Below are 17,796 nucleotides of genomic sequence, written 5' to 3'. Positions count from 1 at the left end.
ATGCGGTACATTACAGACATCCAGTCTTATCAGGGGAAGAAACGGACAGCGGTGACCCTGGGAAAGTTTGACGGTCTGCACAGAGGACATCAAAAGTTGATTGAGAAAATAAAAGAGTATGCAGAGAAAAACTGTGAGAGTGTTGTATTTGCATTTGACATGGGCAGAGACTGCCTTATGACAAATGAAGAACGCAGAAATAAACTGGAGGGGCAGATTGACTGTCTGATTACTTGTTCGTTTACAGAAGAACTGCGCACAATGGAGGCAGAACGGTTTATTCAGGAAATCCTGGTAAAGAAACTGCAAGTAAAGTATATTGCCGTGGGAGCAGACTTTCGTTTTGGATACGAGAAAAAAGGCGATGTCCGTATGCTGGCGTCTTTCGCGGCAGAGTACGGATACCAGTTAGAAGTGGTAGAGAAAGAAAGATATAAGGGCAGAGTGATCAGCAGCACGTATATCAAAGAAGCGCTTTCCCAAGGAGCAGTGGAGCTTGCAAATACACTCTTAGGTTACCGGTACGGTATGGCAGGTATTGTGGAGCATGGCAGGCAGCTTGGCAGGACGTTAGGGTTTCCGACTATGAATGTAGCTCCTGAAAAAGGAAAAGTTCTGCCGCGGTTTGGAGTGTATGCCTGTCGGATAAAGGTGGAGGGAATCTGGTATGAAGGGATTGGAAATGTAGGGGTGAAGCCTACTGTTTCTGACGAAAGGAGGCTTCTGACAGAAGTGTATGCGTTTGCATATCATGCAGATGCTTATGGAAAGAAGGCAGAGATTGAATTCTGCACGTTTGAGCGTCCAGAGACGACGTTTTCTTCCATAGAAGAGCTAAAAAAGCATGTAGAGCAGGATATTGCCTATGGAAAAGCATTTTTTGAAGAGCAGAGAGTGGAAAGTCAAGAGGCTGACAGGCAGAAGCCGGCGGGATAATAAATATGCAGAGGCACAAAATAAAAGGCTTTACACAGAAAAGGTCTTATGTTATACTAAGCAAGTATGAAATCAGCCGATGTTCGGTAACCGGAAAACTCCGGCCGTTACTTAATATCCGGCGGTTAAAAAGAAGTTTAAGGAGGAAGCAGACATGATTGCAAAAGAAAAGAAACAGGCGATTATCGCAGAGTATGGAAGAAGTGAAGGAGATACAGGATCTCCGGAAGTACAGATCGCAATTCTTACAGCAAGAATCAACGAACTGACAGAACACTTTAAAGCAAATCCAAAGGATCATCATTCAAGAAGAGGACTTTTAAAAATGGTAGGTCAGAGACGTGGTTTGCTCGCATATCTGAAAAAGATAGATATCGAGAGATACCGCAGTCTGATCGAAAGACTTGGATTAAGAAAATAGTGTATGAAGAAAAAGGAAGCAGGCAGCTTCCTTTTTGATTGCTTAAATATATGTGGTATGTTATAATATAAAAGATTGCGGACTAAAAGCGTAAAGCCGAGACCACTGAAAAGGATATTAACTTTGATAATATGTTTTTCAGTAGTTTCGGAGCTTTAGTCTGAAAATGTGTGAAATAGAAAAAGGAGAAAGACATGTACAAGAAATTTGAAATGGAACTTGCCGGCAGAACTCTGCGTGTAGATGTGGATCGAGTGGCAAAGCAGGCAAACGGCGCTGTGCTTATGCATTATGGGGATACGACAGTGCTTTGTACGGCGACAGCATCAGAGAAGCCAAGGGATGGGATTGATTTCTTTCCGCTGAGTGTGGAGTATAATGAAAGACAGTATGCAGTAGGAAAGATACCGGGCGGCTTTAACAAAAGAGAAGGAAAGGCATCAGAGAACGCAGTGCTGACCTGCCGTGTCATAGACAGGCCAATGCGTCCGCTTTTCCCGAAAGACTATAGAAATGACGTCACACTGGAAAATTTAGTCATGTCAGTAGATCAGGACTGCAGTCCAGAACTGACGGCAATGCTCGGTGCGGCAATCGCGACTACTATTTCGGACATTCCGTTTGACGGCCCGATTTCCACAACGCAGGTAGGATTGGTGGACGGTGCGTTTGTATTCAATCCGACAGCAGCACAGAAAGAAGTTTCCGATCTTGCCCTTACAGTTGCCTCTACAAAAGAGAAGGTAATTATGATTGAGGCTGGAGCAAACGAAGTGCCGGAAGAAAAGATGATTGAGGCGATTTTTGCGGCACATGAATTGAACCAGAAAGTGATTGCTTTTATTGACACAATTGTTGCGGAGTGTGGAAAACAAAAGCATGCGTATACAAGCTGTGCCGTTCCGGAGGAACTGTTTGAAGCGATAAAGGAGTTGGTTCCTCCGGCACAGATGGAAGAAGCAGTCTTTACAGATGACAAACAGACCAGAGAAGAGAACATCCGCCAGATTACAGAAAAGCTGGAAGAAGCGTTTGCAGAGAAGGAAGAGTGGCTGGAAGTCTTAGGAGAGGCTGTGTACCAGTATCAGAAAAAGACGGTTAGAAAGATGATTTTAAAAGATCACAAGCGTCCGGACGGACGTGCCATTGATCAGATCCGTCCGCTTGCGGCAGAAGTGGATTTGATTCCAAGAGTGCATGGTTCTGCGATGTTTACAAGAGGACAAACACAGATATGTACAGTTACGACGCTGGCACCGTTGTCCGATGCGCAGAGAATCGACGGGTTGGATGAGGCGGAAACCTCGAAGCGGTACATGCACCATTATAATTTCCCGTCTTATTCCGTAGGAGAGACAAAACCGTCCAGAGGGCCTGGCCGCCGCGAGATTGGACATGGAGCGCTGGCGGAGAGAGCGCTGCTTCCAGTGCTTCCTGATGAGGCCGAATTTCCGTACGCAATTCGTACAGTTTCCGAAACCTTTGAGTCAAACGGTTCTACTTCTCAGGCAAGCGTGTGTGCTTCAAGCATGTCTCTGATGACGGCAGGTGTACCGATAAAAGCGGCAGTAGCAGGAATCTCCGCGGGACTTGTGACAGGAGAAACAGATGACGAGTATTTGGTGCTGACAGATATTCAGGGGCTGGAGGATTTCTTTGGAGACATGGATTTTAAGGTCGCAGGGACACATAAGGGAATCACTGCCATTCAGATGGACATCAAGATTCATGGCTTGACAAGGCCGATCATAGAGGAGGCAATTGCTGCTACAAAGAAAGCGAGAACATATATTCTGGACGAAATAATGAGTAAAGCTATCAGTGAGCCAAGACCAGAGGTTGGGTCTTATGCTCCAAAGATCATTCAAATGCAGATAGATCCGCAGAAGATCGGAGATGTAGTCGGTCAGAGAGGAAAAACGATCAATGCCATTATCGATGAGACAGGTGTAAAGATTGATATTACAGACGACGGCGCCGTTTCGATCTGCGGAACAGAAAAAGAGGGAATGGACAAGGCGGCGAAGCTGATTACTACGATTGTGACAGAGTTTGAAGCCGGACAGGTGTTCGAGGGAAAGGTTGTCAGTATAAAAGAATTCGGCGCGTTCTTAGAATTTGCGCCGGGCAAAGAAGGAATGGTTCATATTTCTAAGATTTCTAAAGAAAGAGTGAACAAGGTAGAAGACGTTCTTTCCATTGGAGACGTTGTGAAGGTTGTATGCCTTGGGAAAGATAAAATGGGCAGATTCAGCTTCAGTATGAGAGACGTGGTAGAGTAAAAATAAAAGAAATACAAGGGGATTGTTATAGAGGCAGGGAAATCTGCGGTCATGGCAGTCCTCTTTTTTTATATAATAGGAAATTTCGATAAATTTCCTATTATATAAAAAGCCCTCCGGGCGGGATGCGCACGCCGCAATAAGGAAATTTTACCGCTTTGCGATATTGCGGCGGCGCGCAAAGTGGACAAGCACCTCAAGATTGAGGGGCAGGGGAGTTGAAGCGGGCTTGTCCACTTTGTTCGGAAATCAAATAGCAGGGCAACAGAGTGTGCAAATAAGGTGAAATAAGGAAGTGGAGACAGATGGAGCAGATGACACTGTTTGAGGAACAGCCGGCAATGGCGCCGCTTGCCAGCAGATTACGGCCGGATTCTCTGGAGACGTTTGTAGGGCAGGAGCATCTTTTGGGCAGAGGGAAGATATTAAGACAGCTTATTGAACGGGATCAGATTTCTTCTATGATATTCTGGGGACCGCCGGGAGTGGGCAAGACGACGCTTGCCAGTATTATAGCTGGAAAAACAAAGTCAGAATTTATTAATTTCAGTGCAGTTACAAGTGGGATCAAGGAGATTAAGGAGGTGATGCGGCAGGCAGAAAACAGCCGGCGCATGGGAAGGCGTACGGTTCTGTTTGTAGACGAGATTCACCGGTTTAACAAAGCACAGCAGGATGCGTTTCTTCCTTTTGTTGAAAGAGGAAGTATTATTTTAATTGGTGCGACAACAGAAAATCCATCTTTTGAGATCAATGCGGCGCTTCTTTCAAGATGCAGGGTGTTTGTGTTAAAAGCGCTGGAGGAGAAGGATATAGTAAGACTTTTAAAGAATGCGCTGGCAAATCCGGCAGGCTTTAAAGACCAGAATGTACAGATTACAGAGGATAAACTACAGGCGATTGCAGTATTTGCAAATGGAGATGCGCGCACGGCGCTAAATACACTGGAGATGGCAGTGTTAAATGGAGAAATCAGCGCGCAGGGAATTACGGTTACGAAGGAGGGGATGGTACAGTGTATCAGCCGCCGTTCCCTTTTGTATGACAAAACGGGAGAGGAGCATTATAACCTTATATCCGCACTTCATAAATCTATGCGCAACAGTGATGTAGACGCGGCGATATACTGGATGTGCCGTATGTTGGACGGTGGGGAAAATCCGTTATATATTGCCAGAAGGCTGGTGCGGTTTGCAAGCGAGGATATCGGAATGGCTGATAGCAATGCACTACAGATAGCGGTTGCGGCATACCAGGCATGCCACTTTCTAGGTATGCCAGAGTGTGATGTGCATTTGACGCATGCGGCTGCTTATCTTGCGTCAGCGCCCAAATCCAATGCATTGTACCGCGCCTGTGAGTCCTGCAAACAGGATGTAAAGACAATGCCCGCAGAGCCGGTGCCTCTGCATTTGAGAAACGCACCGACAAAGCTGATGAGAGAGCTGGAATATGGAAAAGGATATATTTACGCCCATGACACGGAAGAGAAAATTGCACATATGCAGTGTATGCCAGATTCCCTAAAAGACAGGCACTATTATATTCCCACAGATCAGGGGGCAGAAGAAGAAATAAAGAAACGGCTGGAAGAAATGAAAGCACGTTTAAGGGAAAAATAAATGAATACTTAATACTTGACGGCAATATTCTGCATCGATCGTTCCGTTCATCTGCTCTGTGAGGATTTTCGCAATAGAAAGCCCAAGACCGGTAGATTTGGAGGCTGTCTCGACTGTGTAAAAGCGGTCGAACAGCCTTTTTGCCTGTATCTCATCCATGTTGGCGGCATGATTGGAAAAAATGATTTCGCCGGTTTCCTTCAGTGTGATTTTTAAATCTCCGTCACTGTATTTAAGCGCATTGCTCAAAATATTTGCAAAAATGCGCAGAAGCATATCAAAATCCAGCATACGCTGGATTTTTTTCTCTGGCATAGAGACCTCGGGATGGATATTTTTTTGCTTGAATACCGCATAGTATGCCGAGAGACTGTCCTCGAGAGCCCTATTTAAAATAACAGGCATGAATTTTATCTCTTTTGAGAGAGAAGAAAATACAGAATAACGGAATAACTCTTCTGTAAGCTGTTTTAAAATGTCTGTGCGTTCCCGAATGATATGCAGATAGCGCTCTGCATTTTCTGACTTTTCTTCTCCTTCTAGTAAATCCAGATAACCAGAGATTGCAGTGAGGGGAGTGCGCAGGTCGTGGGAAATATTGGTAACAGCCTCTTTTAATTCTAAATCTCCCTGTGAGAAGCGGTGTCTCTGGGTACGAAGCTCCTTTAGCTGCAGATTGATCTGGTCTGCTAATTTTCTCATATATTTATCGCGGCAGGATATATCGATCAAAACATTGGTATCCTCTTTTAATCTGGCGGAAAACTGCATTTCAATTTCCCTGGCAGACTTTTTTAACAGCAAGATTTTTAAAAACAGCCAGATTAGGAGAATCCCCAGAAAAAGAATCACTCCCCAAAGATAAAATTCCATATGCCTGTAAAAGCTCCTTTCTATACGTTTCCTTGTTTCCTCATTTTATTATTTAATATCCTTTCGTTTAAAGACTACAATTCCAACTCCAGAGGCGATAAGACAGATACCTGCCGAGGAAAGGGCGGATACGACTGGATCATGGGGCTGCATCTGCGTGAGCTGGATAGCCTGTCCGGTTGGAAGCGCGTCAAAAAGAAACTGATACATTTTACGCTTGCCGCCGGTTAAGTAGTAGGGATTGGGTTCTTCTGCCTCCTCTGCAATCTGTCCGGAATCCGTTTCATATATATAAGAATCATAAGTCTTTGGCTCCTGCAGGCGTGCATTGATATAGGCCGCGAAAAACAGGAGGATAAAGACTCCCAGTATATTGATGACGGATGCTATGGCGCGGTTTTGCCTGAGCATGGAAACCAGTGTCAAAAGAGAGACAAAGGCAAAGGTCATAGCAAAACTTAAGAAGAGAAGAAGCAGGATAGAACGTAAATCTGCCGAAAAAAATCCAAACAGCGGGATACCGATTATCAATGTAGGAAGAATAAAGCTAAAGCACATGACAAGTCCGGCGAAGCAGCAGGTAAAAAGATTCGTAAGATAGATGGCCGTTCGGGTATGCCCGATAATCATTTTGTTCCGGATAGTGCCGTCACTGTATTCTGTACCGATAAAAAGGCTGACAAAGGCAGCAAGTAAAATGCCGACAAAGGTACAGTAGGTAAAAACCATCTCATCTAAGACAAATGTAAAATCTTCTATGCTTCTGCAATAAGTAATCTGTAGGAAAATAGAAAAGGCGATCATGAAAAGATTACATATCCAGAAGGGTTTGTCTTTTTTTAAACGGGAAAAATTCGCGGCAAACAGTTTATTCATTGCGTGCACCTCCAATCAGATTGACATAATAGCTTTCCAGTGTTTCCTCCCGTTCTGTGACAGAGAGAATATCGCAGTCCTGTTTAGAGAGTGCGAGTGCAAGCTGAGAAATATTTATTTTCGCGAAAACATCTGCCATTGTATCTGACAGAATATGATAGTCAATTCCCATGCTGTCTAGTGTCAGAGTAAGAGGCTTTATAGCAGATACCTGTATACGGATACATTTACGGCATGCAGCCTCTAACTCCTTTGCGCCGATTTCTTTTATCATGCGTCCGTTGTCTATAAAGCCATAACAGGTAGCGAGACGGGACAGCTCATCCAGGATATGGCTGGATATCAATACGGTAATTTGCTTTTCGCGGTTAAGTTTTAGAATGAGTTCCCGCATTTCAATGATGCCCTGTGGATCTAATCCATTGACGGGTTCATCCAGAACAAGAAAATCAGGACTTCCCGCCAGCGCTACAGCAATGCCAAGTCTCTGGCGCATGCCCAGGGAAAAGTTTTTAGCTTTCTTTTTTCCTGTGTCGTTTAGTCCGACGAGACAGAGAAGCTCTGGGATGTCGGCAAAGGAAGGAAGCCCTAAAATACGATATTGCTCTTTTAGGTTTTCCTCTGCTGTCATATCGAGATAGATAGAAGGGGTCTCGACGACAGCACCCATTCTGCGCCGGCACATACCGATATTTTTATGGGTGTTTTTTGTCCCGTATAATGTGTAGGTTCCCTTCGTCGGTTTTTGCAGACCGCAGATAAGACGGATAAAGGTTGTCTTTCCAGCTCCATTTTTTCCGACAAATCCATAGATAGATCCTTTGGGAATATGCATGGTAAACCTATCCAGTGCTTTAAAATTGCCGTAATGCTTGGAAAGTGCGTCTGCTGTCAGAATATACTCCATAGATGTGTAACCTCCTTGTTGATTATACAGTTATTCTAACGTATGCGGGTTAAGAAACCGGTAAAGGAAAAGGTAAAGAAACAGTTAAGAATCTTCTCTTAGTTTAAACCCGATTCCCCATACAGATTCGATATAATCCCTGTCCGAATCCTCTTTCAGCTTTCTGCGCAGATTACTGATATGAACCTTCAAGGAAGTCTCTACGCAGTCGGGAGTATCCGCGCTGATCTCTTCAAGCATGACAGATTTTGTTATGACTTGAGATGGATTTTGTAATAAAAGCTTTAGGATTGCGTATTCCGTTTTTGTCAGATGAATGGGAATACCGTTTACAGAGACACAGTGAGAAAGAAGATCCATCTGTATACCGTCAAAACGCAGAACGGAAGAACAGGCAGATACTTTCGTTCTCATCTGCACTTCGATCCTGGCGAGTAATTCCTGGGTATCAAAGGGCTTTGTAATATAATCGGCGGCGCCGCCGCGAAGGAGTTCTACCTTTCCACAGACATCTGCCTTGGCACTGACGATAATCACAGGCAGATTCTTTATCTGCGGAAGGAGCTCCTCCCCGTTCAATCCTGGAAGCATTAAATCCAGTAAAATCAAATCCGGTGTTTGGTTTTTTAAATAAAGAAACGCCTCTGTGCCGGAATAGGCGCGGGCAACACTGTATCCCTCGCGGGAAAGTACTTCCTCCAGCATATTTCCAATCGATACATCATCGTCTACAATCAAAATAGTTTTCAAGCAATTCACCTCCGGTATAAAAGTATTCGTACCTTATTGTAACGAGTAAAAAATAAAAAAGCAACGGGTAGCGTCGGTGTACAAGGGGCAACACGTTTCAAGTTTGTCCTTCATTGACCGTATTGTCCCTTGTACACCGACGCTATTCCTTTTATTTTATAGTCATAATTTAGACATCCCCTCATATATTGTTTAAAGAGGTGGACAAGATGGATGCAGAGAAAAGAAAATCACAGATTTTACAGGTTCTGGCAAAGTCAGTCAGGAAAGTACTGGAGGATGAAAGGCTGGATTTTACTTATCTTCAGGAAATCCGGCTTCGAATCGGACAGCCCTTGCGCATGATATATAGAAATGAAGAGAAGACTCTGCCGGTAACGAAAAAGGAAAAATGTATTGTAACAAAGGAGGAGGTCAGGGAGACAATGGAATATATCAGCCATTACTCTCTGTATGCATATGAGAATGAATTAAAACAGGGATTTTTGACAATAGAAGGAGGACATCGGGCAGGCGTGACAGGAAAAGTAATTGTAGAACAAGGAAAAGTAAAGAATATACAATATATTTCATCGATCAATATCAGAATGTCGCATGAAATTCTGGGATGTTCTGAGAAAATTCTTCCCTATATCACGAAAAACAGGCAGGTATGCCATACATTGATTATTTCTCCGCCAAGATGTGGAAAGACGACACTGATTCGTGATTTAGTCAGGCAGATTTCAGATGGGAATACATATGTAAAAGGATGTACCGTAGGGGTTGTAGACGAACGTTCAGAATTGGGAGGGTGTTATCTTGGAGTGGCACAGAACCATTTGGGGAGCCGGACGGATGTGCTGGACTGCTGTCCCAAGGCAGAGGGGATGATTATGTTGATTCGCTCCATGGCGCCGCAGGTGATCGCAGTGGATGAGATCGGTACGCAGGAGGATATTCATGCGATCGAATATGCTATGCAGTGCGGCTGTAAAATGATTGCCTCTGTACACAGCACATCGATGGAGGAAGCAAAAAAGAAACCGATTTTAGGGGAATTGATACGGCGGAAGAGATTTGAACGGTATGTAGTACTGCAAAACGAGGAAAAACCTGGAGAAATTCAAGGAATCTATGACGAACGGGGGAGTATGCTGTGCAAAGAGTGCTGGGAAGCCTTTTAATTATTACAGCCACTACATGCGGAGGCCTTCTGTACGCGGCAGAACTGAAAAATTATTTAGAAAAGCTGCTTTATATCCGGCATGTTATTTATTTGATTCAAGGAGAGATGGAATATACAAACGCACCACTAAGTGAAGTATTCGGAAAGATAAGCATGCGCGTAAAAGAGCCCTATCGCACCTGGTTAAAAGCAATGGTGCAAGAAGTAGAAGAAAGAAGGGAACAGGGATTTGCAAAGATATGGAACCGTTCTATAGATAAATACTTATGTGAACTGCACTTAAAAAGCACACATTCGATTCAGCTAAAGGAACTGGGGACGTTTTTAGGGCAATTGGACAAGGAAAGCTTCCGGCACACCATGCAGATGTATTTAAACCGTTTGGAATTAGAAATTGAGAAGGTACGGGAAGGGATGGCTTCAAAAAGAAGAATCAGCAGTTGGCTGGGAGTAATGGGAGGGATCTTCCTGGTAGTGGTGCTGCTTTGATTATAGAAAGCCTGTCCGGTTGTCATTAGAGAAAATTTCTGTGAAAGAAGTCTCTTTTGTCGCATGAAGCTAAAACAAGGAGAAAGCAGGAGGAAGCCATGACGATAAATCTGATATTTAAAATTGCAGCAGTGGGAATCCTGGTATCTATTTTAAGCCAGGTATTAAAACACAGTGGGAGAGAAGAACAGGCTTTCCTGACAAGCTTTGCAGGATTGATTTTAGTTCTGTCATGGGTTCTTCCCTACATTTATGATTTGTTTTTGTCTATTAAGCAGTTGTTTTCCCTGTAAGCGTTTCAAAGAAGAGGTAAGAATATGAGTGTATTGCAAATAGGGATTATCGGAGTGATTGGAACGCTGCTTGCGATCCAGTTTAAGGGTGGGAAAACAGAATACGGGATTTATATGGGCGTGGGTGTGAGTATCCTTTTATTTTCCTGTATTGTAGACCGTCTGGAGATATTTATCCGGACAGTGGAGCAGTTAAGCCATTTTATTAAAGTAGACACAGGCTATATCTCCACTATGTTAAAAATGATAGGAATTACTTATATCGCTGAGTTTTCTTCCAGTATATGTAAGGACGCAGGGTATCAGACAATCGCAGTGCAGATAGAAATCTTTTGCAAACTGACAATCTTAGCACTGGGTATGCCGGTTTTACTGGCTCTGTTAGAAACCATTCAGGAGTTTTTGGCATGAAATATGTATATCCATTTAGAGGACTGCTTTTCGTACTGCTCTTTTTTCTGTTTTTAGGCGGGGTATGGAATCTCCATTCAGTGACAGGCTATGCCAAGGAAGAGCAAAAAGAGGAGGAGCAGGGGGAAGAACTGACAGAGGAGGAAGAAGCACAGATACAAAAAGAAGTGGAGGAAGCGCTGGTAGAAGAATTTGATTTTTCAGAGGTAGACGACAGCTTAAGACAGATGTTTCCCACGCAGAAGTTAAAATTTGAGGATGTACTTATGCCTTTATTATCTGGAGATATAGAGGCGATAGGAGAACTATTTCTTCATTTCCTGGCAGATCAGTTGTCTTATGAATTTCGATATAACCGGCAGAATCTGGTATATATACTGCTGATTGCACTGATAGCGGCTGTCTTTACGAATTTTTCCAATGCATTCCAGAACAGACAGGTATCGGAAATCAGCTTTTATGTACTATATATGCTTTTAATCGCCTTATGTTTAAGTTCCTTTCGGATTGCAATGGATGGGGTGGAGGAGAAGCTCTCACTTCTCGTTGATTTTATGAGAGTATTGTGTCCAAGCTATTTTCTTGCGGTGGCGCTTGCCTCAGGCAGTGTAACCTCCTTATTTTTTTATAATGTCATTTTACTTTTGATATATGTAGTGGAAATACTGATTCTTGGATTTATTCTTCCTCTTATTAATATCTATATTATGATACAGGTTCTAAGCAAATTGACAGGGGAGGACTTTTTATCCCAGTTTGCAGGACTTTTACAAAAGCTTGTGGCTTGGATATTAAAAACGCTGCTGGCATGTATAATTGGAATTAATGTGGTACAAGGACTCCTGGCGCCGGCAATTGATTCCTTGAAAAGGGGAGCGCTTACCAAAACTGCGAAGGCACTGCCTGGCATCGGTAATGCTATCGGCGGGGTGACAGACGTGCTGCTGGGAACTACAGTATTGATAAAGAATGGAATTGGAATGGCAGGAACTGTGATTGCAGTCGGAATTTGTGTGGTTCCTCTTCTTCAAATGCTTGTGATGGCATTTATGTATAAACTGGCGGCAGCGCTGGTACAGCCAGTATCAGACAAACGGATTACCGGATGTATTGGAAGTGTTAGTGAGGGATACGAATTGATTGTAAAAGTGATTTTTTCTACAGGGATTTTGTTTCTTCTGACGATTGCGGTTGTGGCAGTTTCTACCACTTGATTTTTGAACTTGTATTGCTGCATATAAAGGAGGGGCAGATGCTGACACAGTTATATGAGTGGATGATGAATATTGCAGCATATTTGATTATTGTCGCTGCGGTATTGCAGGCGATACCAGGAAAAGAATACAAGAAATATATTCAATTTTTTTCCGGATTGGTTTTAGTACTGTTTTTATTTTCGCCGATTTTGAAGCTGTCAGGTATGATGGACACGTTTACAGAGCTTTACCATAGCAAGGAATATGAGATGGAAAAACAGGAAATCCAGCGTAAAACGGAATATTTTGAGGATTTGGATATTATGGATTTTGTGCCGGAACAATATCAGGAAAATACGGGGGAAGAAAATGGCAACCGGATAGAGGTGGAGGAGATTGACATTGGAGAATAAATTAAAAGAATGGCTGTCCAAAATCAGAAAAAATGAAAAGCTCCCCAAAAAGAACCAGATACTTATTGTATTTCTGATAGGCGTACTGCTTCTTGTCATTGCCTTTCCAGTACCTGAAAAGAAAGAGGAACAAACAAGGCAGACAGAGAAAAAAACGCAGACAGAAGATGCACAAATGTCTCAATATCAGGAATATTTGGAAACAAGGACAGCACAGGCGCTCGAGGAGGTAGAAGGAGTGGGGAAAGTATCTGTAATGATTACACTGAAGTCCTCTGCTCAAAAAGTGATTGAAAAGGATCAGCAGTCAACTAGTCAGACGACAGAGGAGGAGGACAGTGAAGGAGGTACGCGCAGTACCCAGGATAGTTCCTCTGACAGAACGAGTGTGTATGAACAGAGCTCTGACGGCAGCCAGTCTCCCTATGTGAGTAAAGAGCTGACTCCGGAAGTGGAAGGGGTGATCGTGATAGCAGACGGAGGAGATAATGCGATAGTAGTACAGAATATAACTGAGGCGGTTCAGGCATTATTCGGCGTAGAGGCGCATAAGATTAAAATAATGAAACGTCACAGTACATCATAAAGGAGGATTCCATGAAACGTTTATTTAAGAAAAACCAAATTATTATCACAACGCTGGCGGTAATGATTGCGATTGCCGGATATCTGAATTATTCAGGCAAGCTGTTTGGAGGAGAAGAAAAAAGTACGACAGAAGCAAATGCAGATTTGGCAAATCAGGAGTTGCTTGATATTTCCCAGGAGGATATTGAGACAGGTTCCGAGGATATTCAAAGCAATGATTCGGATGTAGAAGGGACGCCGGGAGAAGCTGTGCTGACAAGCGGAGGTGCAGATACAACAGTAGCGCAGGCAAAAGTATCAAGAGAACAGGTAAGAGCACAGAACAAAGAGACGCTGCAGGCAATCATTGACAATGTTGACCTAAGTGATGCAGAGAAACAGGATGCCGTTGCGCAGATGGTCGCTCTCACAGAGATCTCGGAGCAGGAAGTGGCGATTGAAACCCTGATGGCCTCGAAAGGCTTCACGGAGGCTGTTGTAAGCCTGACTGCGGATTCGGCAGATATTGTAGTAAACTCTGAAGAATTAACGGACGCAAACAGGGCGCAGATTGAGGACATTGTGACGAGAAAGACAGATATTGCCCCTGAAAATATTGTAATCACACCGATACATGAATGACTTGACCTTGCAGTCTTTTTCTACATATGCTAAACTAGATTCGTATGTCCAGATGGAGGGCAGTGCCGGCATACATGGTAAAAAGGAAGCTTAAGCCATGTATACCGGTGTTGTAGAATTTTATCAACAGGAGAATAAAAAGCTATGTCGGAAATAACGAATGAGATAAAAAAAAGAAGGACGTTTGCGATTATTTCTCACCCAGATGCGGGAAAAACGACACTTACAGAAAAATTTCTTTTATATGGAGGGGCGATCAACTTAGCCGGCTCTGTCAAGGGAAAAGCAACTGCAAGACATGCGGTGTCGGACTGGATGGAGATAGAAAAAGAAAGAGGAATTTCAGTGACGTCCTCTGTACTGCAGTTTAATTATGGAGGATTTTGCATCAACATCCTGGATACGCCGGGACATCAGGATTTTTCTGAAGATACGTACCGTACGCTAATGGCGGCGGATTCTGCCGTGATGGTGATTGACGCGTCCAAAGGGGTAGAGGCACAGACGAGGAAGCTGTTCAAGGTATGTGTTATGAGACACATTCCAATTTTTACATTTATCAATAAAATGGACAGAGAGGCAAAGGATACGTTTGATTTGCTCGATGATATTGAAAAAGAGCTGGGGATCGCAACCTGCCCCGTAAATTGGCCGATTGGTTCAGGCAAGGCGTTTAAGGGAGTATACGACAGACAAAAGAAAGAGGTCGAATTATTTTCAGATACGCATAAAGGGACGACAACAGGGGAAGTTAAGACAGTAGAGGCAAATAATCCAGAGTTGGACTGGCTGATAGGAGAGGAAGCAAAGACGACTCTGCTGGAAGAAATTGAACTTTTAGATGGCGCGTCGGCGGAATTTGAACAGGAATTAGTAAATAAAGGGGAGCTTTCTCCTGTATTTTTTGGTTCTGCACTTACCAATTTCGGCGTGGAGACCTTTTTAAAGCATTTCTTGAAAATGACAACCTCCCCGCTTCCCAGAATGTCGGATCAGGGGGAAATCGATCCGATGACGGAACCGGATTTTTCTGCATTTGTGTTTAAAATACAGGCAAATATGAATAAAGCGCACCGAGATCGGATCGCGTTTATGCGGATCTGTTCCGGAGAATTTCATGCCGGCATGTCGGTATACCACATACAGGGGAAAAAAGAAGTGCGTCTTTCTCAGCCGCAGCAAATGATGGCAAGTGAGAGAAAGATAATCGAAAAGGCATGCGGAGGAGACATTATCGGTATCTTTGACCCGGGTATTTTTTCTATCGGAGATACGCTTACCACGTCCAAAAAGAAGTTCGCCTATGAAGGGATTCCGACCTTTGCACCGGAACATTTCGCGCGTGTACGACAGGAAGATACGATGAAGAGAAAACAGTTCGTCAAAGGGATCAACCAGATTGCACAGGAGGGAGCTATACAGATCTTCCAGGAATTTAATACAGGTATGGAGGAAATCATCGTCGGTGTGGTCGGCGTTCTACAGTTTGATGTATTGAAATACCGGCTGAAGAATGAATACAATGTAGAGATCCGCTTAGAAACACTTCCTTACGAATATATCCGGTGGGTGGAAAACGAGGAGATAGACATAAGCAGACTGACGGGGACGTCAGACATGAAGAAAATCAAAGACTTAAAGGGCCGGCCGCTGCTTTTGTTTGTGCATGAGTGGAGCATCCGTATGACACAGGAGAGAAACGAAGGGCTGATATTATCCGAATTCGGGCGCTCCTGATGATTTCTCTTTGCAAACAGAGGGATATTTGTTATAATAAGAAAAGAGAAGAAAACAAAAAGAGCTTAGATATAAAAGAGTGGAAACGAAACAGGAGGTTTTTTACGATGGCAAGGGACGAAAGAAATACGTATACAATACAAAATGATGCAAGCATGGGAGAGGTAAAGATTGCAGACGAGGTGGTTGCGATTATTGCCGCTCTGGCCGCTACAGAAGTGGAAGGCGTTGCGTCTATGGCAGGAAATATCACGAATGAATTGATCAGCAGACTGGGAATGAAGAATCTGTCAAAAGGTGTGAAGGTAGATGTGTTAGAAGGTGTTGTGACGGTATCCCTCGCCCTGAATCTGAAATATAATTACAGTATAATGGATGTGTCCGGCAAAGTCCAAGAGAAGGTAAAAAATGCAGTGGAAAATATGACAGGCCTGGAGGTTGCAGATGTAAATATTAAAGTGGCGGGAGTGGAAATGGAATCCCAGGAGTAACCTTTTATTGCCAAAGAGCGTATGCATGTAGTATAATAAAGGATGTCGCAGGACATCCTTTTTTAATAAGGAAAAATCCTTAGGAGGAGCGAATATGGTAAGAACAAAACTTCGGGAGCATATTTTTAAAATGTTGTTCCAGATTGAATTTAATAAACCAGAAGATATGCCGGAACATGTAATCCTGTATTTTGACAGTCTTCCGGATGCAAAAGAAAAAGACAGAGAGTACATACAGAAAAAGTATGAGGCGGTTGTAGGGAGAGTGCCGGAGATTGACCGGATTTTGAACGAGAAGACGAAGGGCTGGAAAACAAGCCGCATGAACAAAGTAGATTTGACGATTCTGCGCCTTGCTGTCTATGAGATTTTGTGGGATGATGACATCCCCACATCTGTTGCAATCAATGAGGCGGTAGAGCTGGCAAAGCGATTTAGCGGAGAGGATGGACCGTCCTTTGTAAACGGCGTCCTTGCAAAATTGGCAGAATAAACGGGAGGCATTTTATGCACAATGTTTATACGGTGAAGCAGGTCAATGCATATATCAAAAATATGTTTGCGCAGGACTTTATGCTAAACCGCATCTATGTAAAAGGAGAGGTATCCAATTGTAAATACCATACTTCAGGCCATATTTATTTTTCGCTGAAAGATGAGTCCGGATTGATAGCCTGTGTCATGTTCGCAGGTTCACGGTCAGGACTTTCTTTTCGTATGCAGGACGGACAGCAGGTTGTAGTTTTAGGAAGTGTCAGCGTATATGAAAGAGACGGCAAATATCAGCTCTATGCAAAAGAGATTCTGCCAGATGGCGCGGGGCTTTTGCATGAGAGGTTTGAAGCATTGAAAAAAGAGCTTCAAGAGATGGGGATGTTTGCACCGGAATATAAGCAGCCGATTCCTAAGTACGTGCATACGGTGGGAATTGTGACGGCATCTACCGGGGCGGCGATAAGGGATATTATTCATATTGCTTCCAGAAGAAATCCATATGTACAGCTTTTACTGTATCCCGCACAGGTACAAGGGGAGGGGGCGGCGGAAAGTATTGTCCGCGGAATCCGGATGCTTGAGAAAAAAGAGGTGGATGTTATGATTGTCGGGAGAGGGGGCGGCAGCATAGAGGATCTGTGGGCGTTTAACGAAGAAGCAGTAGCCCGCGCCGTATTTGAATGTCCTGTTCCGGTTATTTCAGCAGTGGGACATGAAACAGACACGACGATCATAGATTTTGTCGCGGATATGAGAGCGCCGACCCCTTCTGCGGCGGCAGAGCTCGCAGTGTATGACTACCGGGATGTGAAGGCTGCGTGCGGCGAAAGAAGAGCCAGAATACGAAGACAGATGGTGCAGAAGATAGAGCAGGAACGCGCAAAGGTAAAACAGACAGCTTTAAAGCTTAAAATGTGTCATCCCAGGCAGAAATTACGCAGTGACAGGCAGTATGCATCAGAACTGGAGAGCCGGATACACACGCTTTTTGAAGAAAAGTTAAAGGCAGACAAGCACCGGCTTGCCATTTATATCGAAAAAATGAAGGGCTTATCCCCCCTTATCAAATTGAGCCAGGGATATTCTTATATTGAAAATAACAGAAAAGAAAATATAAAATCCGTTTTGCAGGTGGAAAAAGAGGAGATACTGAATTTGTATATGACCGACGGAGTTATAAAAGCGAAGGTTTGTGAGATTAAGAGGAAGCATAAATAGTCTTTAAGA

Annotated in this window: 20 protein-coding genes; 16 read left to right on the top strand and 4 right to left on the bottom strand. The window is 43.6% G+C overall.

The genetic code is table 11. The features are described 5' to 3' along the window. From H8S37_RS03630 to H8S37_RS03615, 4 genes are all read left to right on the top strand, one after another. The gene (locus H8S37_RS03630; RefSeq protein WP_186874669.1) at positions 1–936 is read left to right on the top strand and encodes a bifunctional riboflavin kinase/FAD synthetase; all 936 of its coding nucleotides are present in this window, start codon (positions 1–3) and stop codon (positions 934–936) included. Between the two features lie 154 nt (positions 937–1,090). Then, positions 1,091–1,357, top strand: a complete 267-nt coding sequence (gene rpsO, locus H8S37_RS03625; RefSeq protein ID WP_186874668.1) for a 30S ribosomal protein S15 — start codon at positions 1,091–1,093, stop codon at positions 1,355–1,357. Between the two features lie 194 nt (positions 1,358–1,551). Beyond that, positions 1,552–3,639: a polyribonucleotide nucleotidyltransferase gene (locus H8S37_RS03620; protein ID WP_186874667.1), complete on the top strand. Its 2,088-nt coding sequence runs from the start codon at positions 1,552–1,554 to the stop codon at positions 3,637–3,639. Between the two features lie 305 nt (positions 3,640–3,944). Next, on the top strand, positions 3,945–5,261 hold the full coding sequence (locus H8S37_RS03615; RefSeq protein WP_186874666.1) for a replication-associated recombination protein A: 1,317 nt from the start codon (positions 3,945–3,947) through the stop codon (positions 5,259–5,261). Here H8S37_RS03615 and H8S37_RS03610 read toward each other — a convergent pair. The 4 genes from H8S37_RS03610 to H8S37_RS03595 all read right to left on the bottom strand — a co-directional run bounded on the left by H8S37_RS03610 (position 5,247) and on the right by H8S37_RS03595 (position 8,667). After that, a complete protein-coding gene (locus tag H8S37_RS03610; protein ID WP_186874665.1) occupies positions 5,247–6,134 on the bottom strand; it encodes a sensor histidine kinase in 888 nt (295 codons plus the stop codon). The genes H8S37_RS03615 and H8S37_RS03610 overlap by 15 nt on opposite strands. A gap of 48 nt (positions 6,135–6,182) precedes the next feature. Next, positions 6,183–7,010, bottom strand: a complete 828-nt coding sequence (locus H8S37_RS03605) for an ABC transporter permease subunit (RefSeq protein WP_186874664.1) — start codon at positions 7,008–7,010, stop codon at positions 6,183–6,185. Continuing rightward, positions 7,003–7,917, bottom strand: a complete 915-nt coding sequence (locus H8S37_RS03600) for an ATP-binding cassette domain-containing protein (protein ID WP_186874663.1) — start codon at positions 7,915–7,917, stop codon at positions 7,003–7,005. Before H8S37_RS03600 ends, H8S37_RS03605 begins: the two co-directional genes overlap by 8 nt. Positions 7,918–8,001: 84 nt before the next feature. Further along, a complete protein-coding gene (locus H8S37_RS03595; RefSeq protein ID WP_186874662.1) occupies positions 8,002–8,667 on the bottom strand; it encodes a response regulator transcription factor in 666 nt (221 codons plus the stop codon). 209 nt (positions 8,668–8,876) lie between these two features. On the opposite strand from H8S37_RS03595, the gene spoIIIAA reads away from it, so the two are divergent. The 12 genes from spoIIIAA (at position 8,877) to xseA (ending at position 17,787) form a co-directional block, all read left to right on the top strand. Then, positions 8,877–9,833 (top strand): stage III sporulation protein AA, encoded by a 957-nt coding sequence (spoIIIAA, locus tag H8S37_RS03590; protein ID WP_186874661.1) that lies wholly within the window; start codon positions 8,877–8,879, stop codon positions 9,831–9,833. Next, on the top strand, positions 9,806–10,324 hold the full coding sequence (locus H8S37_RS03585) for a stage III sporulation protein AB (RefSeq protein ID WP_186874660.1): 519 nt from the start codon (positions 9,806–9,808) through the stop codon (positions 10,322–10,324). Before spoIIIAA ends, H8S37_RS03585 begins: the two co-directional genes overlap by 28 nt. Positions 10,325–10,422: 98 nt before the next feature. Then, positions 10,423–10,617: a stage III sporulation protein AC gene (gene spoIIIAC, locus H8S37_RS03580; RefSeq protein WP_178057698.1), complete on the top strand. Its 195-nt coding sequence runs from the start codon at positions 10,423–10,425 to the stop codon at positions 10,615–10,617. Positions 10,618–10,641: 24 nt separating this feature from the next. Next, entirely contained in the window at positions 10,642–11,028 is a 387-nt protein-coding gene (locus H8S37_RS03575) for a SpoIIIAC/SpoIIIAD family protein (protein WP_186874659.1), read from the top strand. Beyond that, complete coding sequence (locus H8S37_RS03570) at positions 11,025–12,242, top strand: stage III sporulation protein AE (protein WP_186874658.1); 1,218 nt, start codon at positions 11,025–11,027, stop codon at positions 12,240–12,242. Before H8S37_RS03575 ends, H8S37_RS03570 begins: the two co-directional genes overlap by 4 nt. Before the next feature lie 38 nt (positions 12,243–12,280). After that, positions 12,281–12,637, top strand: a complete 357-nt coding sequence (locus H8S37_RS03565) for a stage III sporulation protein AF (RefSeq protein WP_186874657.1) — start codon at positions 12,281–12,283, stop codon at positions 12,635–12,637. Continuing rightward, a complete protein-coding gene (locus H8S37_RS03560) occupies positions 12,627–13,223 on the top strand; it encodes a stage III sporulation protein AG (RefSeq protein ID WP_186874656.1) in 597 nt (198 codons plus the stop codon). The genes H8S37_RS03565 and H8S37_RS03560 overlap by 11 nt, the downstream gene beginning before the upstream one ends. An 11-nt stretch (positions 13,224–13,234) precedes the next feature. After that, positions 13,235–13,846, top strand: a complete 612-nt coding sequence (locus H8S37_RS03555; RefSeq protein WP_186874655.1) for a SpoIIIAH-like family protein — start codon at positions 13,235–13,237, stop codon at positions 13,844–13,846. Between the two features lie 144 nt (positions 13,847–13,990). Then, entirely contained in the window at positions 13,991–15,583 is a 1,593-nt protein-coding gene (locus tag H8S37_RS03550; RefSeq protein ID WP_186874654.1) for a peptide chain release factor 3, read from the top strand. A 107-nt stretch (positions 15,584–15,690) separates the two neighbouring features. Beyond that, a complete protein-coding gene (locus H8S37_RS03545; RefSeq protein WP_186874653.1) occupies positions 15,691–16,074 on the top strand; it encodes an Asp23/Gls24 family envelope stress response protein in 384 nt (127 codons plus the stop codon). Positions 16,075–16,168: 94 nt separating this feature from the next. Next, positions 16,169–16,567, top strand: a complete 399-nt coding sequence (nusB, locus tag H8S37_RS03540; protein ID WP_186874652.1) for a transcription antitermination factor NusB — start codon at positions 16,169–16,171, stop codon at positions 16,565–16,567. 14 nt (positions 16,568–16,581) lie between these two features. After that, positions 16,582–17,787, top strand: coding sequence for an exodeoxyribonuclease VII large subunit (xseA, locus tag H8S37_RS03535; protein ID WP_186874651.1), 1,206 nt, complete (start codon positions 16,582–16,584; stop codon positions 17,785–17,787). Positions 17,788–17,796: the final 9 nt, after the last annotated feature.

It is taken from the genome of Mediterraneibacter hominis (assembly GCF_014287475.1).
GTDB classification, from domain to species: domain Bacteria; phylum Bacillota; class Clostridia; order Lachnospirales; family Lachnospiraceae; genus Mediterraneibacter; species Mediterraneibacter hominis.
The sequence above is the reverse complement of the archived record's forward strand: the minus strand, read 5'-3'. Positions and strand labels throughout refer to the sequence as shown.

What these genes read in the sequence shown, in the direction of transcription:
- H8S37_RS03630 (WP_186874669.1), top strand. Translation starts at nt 1, where the DNA reads ATGCGGTACATTACAGACATCCAGTCTTATCAGGGGAAGAAACGGACA.
- rpsO (WP_186874668.1), top strand. Translation starts at nt 1,091, where the DNA reads ATGATTGCAAAAGAAAAGAAACAGGCGATTATCGCAGAGTATGGAAGA.
- H8S37_RS03620 (WP_186874667.1), top strand. Translation starts at nt 1,552, where the DNA reads ATGTACAAGAAATTTGAAATGGAACTTGCCGGCAGAACTCTGCGTGTA.
- H8S37_RS03615 (WP_186874666.1), top strand. Translation starts at nt 3,945, where the DNA reads ATGGAGCAGATGACACTGTTTGAGGAACAGCCGGCAATGGCGCCGCTT.
- H8S37_RS03610 (WP_186874665.1), bottom strand. Translation starts at nt 6,134, where the DNA reads ATGGAATTTTATCTTTGGGGAGTGATTCTTTTTCTGGGGATTCTCCTA.
- H8S37_RS03605 (WP_186874664.1), bottom strand. Translation starts at nt 7,010, where the DNA reads ATGAATAAACTGTTTGCCGCGAATTTTTCCCGTTTAAAAAAAGACAAA.
- H8S37_RS03600 (WP_186874663.1), bottom strand. Translation starts at nt 7,917, where the DNA reads ATGGAGTATATTCTGACAGCAGACGCACTTTCCAAGCATTACGGCAAT.
- spoIIIAA (WP_186874661.1), top strand. Translation starts at nt 8,877, where the DNA reads ATGGATGCAGAGAAAAGAAAATCACAGATTTTACAGGTTCTGGCAAAG.
- spoIIIAC (WP_178057698.1), top strand. Translation starts at nt 10,423, where the DNA reads ATGACGATAAATCTGATATTTAAAATTGCAGCAGTGGGAATCCTGGTA.
- H8S37_RS03575 (WP_186874659.1), top strand. Translation starts at nt 10,642, where the DNA reads ATGAGTGTATTGCAAATAGGGATTATCGGAGTGATTGGAACGCTGCTT.
- H8S37_RS03570 (WP_186874658.1), top strand. Translation starts at nt 11,025, where the DNA reads ATGAAATATGTATATCCATTTAGAGGACTGCTTTTCGTACTGCTCTTT.
- H8S37_RS03565 (WP_186874657.1), top strand. Translation starts at nt 12,281, where the DNA reads ATGCTGACACAGTTATATGAGTGGATGATGAATATTGCAGCATATTTG.
- H8S37_RS03555 (WP_186874655.1), top strand. Translation starts at nt 13,235, where the DNA reads ATGAAACGTTTATTTAAGAAAAACCAAATTATTATCACAACGCTGGCG.
- H8S37_RS03550 (WP_186874654.1), top strand. Translation starts at nt 13,991, where the DNA reads ATGTCGGAAATAACGAATGAGATAAAAAAAAGAAGGACGTTTGCGATT.
- H8S37_RS03545 (WP_186874653.1), top strand. Translation starts at nt 15,691, where the DNA reads ATGGCAAGGGACGAAAGAAATACGTATACAATACAAAATGATGCAAGC.
- nusB (WP_186874652.1), top strand. Translation starts at nt 16,169, where the DNA reads ATGGTAAGAACAAAACTTCGGGAGCATATTTTTAAAATGTTGTTCCAG.
- xseA (WP_186874651.1), top strand. Translation starts at nt 16,582, where the DNA reads ATGCACAATGTTTATACGGTGAAGCAGGTCAATGCATATATCAAAAAT.